Below are 513 nucleotides of genomic sequence, written 5' to 3' on the forward strand. Positions count from 1 at the left end.
GTTGGCCAAGTCTTTTGTCTTCCTAAGACCGCTTGGCCTCCGACTTCCCCTGCTGCCTTCCTTGGATGTGGTAGCCGTTTCTCAGGCTCCCTCTCCGGAATCGAACCCTAATTCCCCGTTACCCGTTGCCACCATGGTAGGCCACTATCCTACCATCGAAAGTTGATAGGGCAGAAATTTGAATGAACCATCGCCGGCGCAAGGCCATGCGATTCGAGAAGTTATTATGAATCACCAGAGAGCCCCGAAGGGCATTGGTTTTTTATCTAATAAATACACCCCTTCCGTAGTCGAGGTTTTTAGCATGTATTAGCTCTAGAATTACCACAGGTATCCATGTAGTAAGGTACTATCAAATAAACGATAACTGATTTAATGAGCCATTCGCAGTTTCACCGTACAATTTGCTTATACTTAGACATGCATGGCTTAATCTTTGAGACAAGCATATGACTACTGGCAGAATCAACCAGATATCTCACCTGCCGCCGCCCCCGGGGCACCCGGCTAGGG

General features: G+C 48.0%; 1 rRNA gene. It reads right to left on the reverse strand.

The annotated features are described in order from the left end of the window. Positions 1-481: ribosomal RNA gene (locus ACYVBS_RS14720) — 16S ribosomal RNA — on the reverse strand; the annotation flags it as partial. Positions 482-513: the final 32 nt, after the last annotated feature.

This window comes from Lysobacter olei, assembly GCF_054777355.1.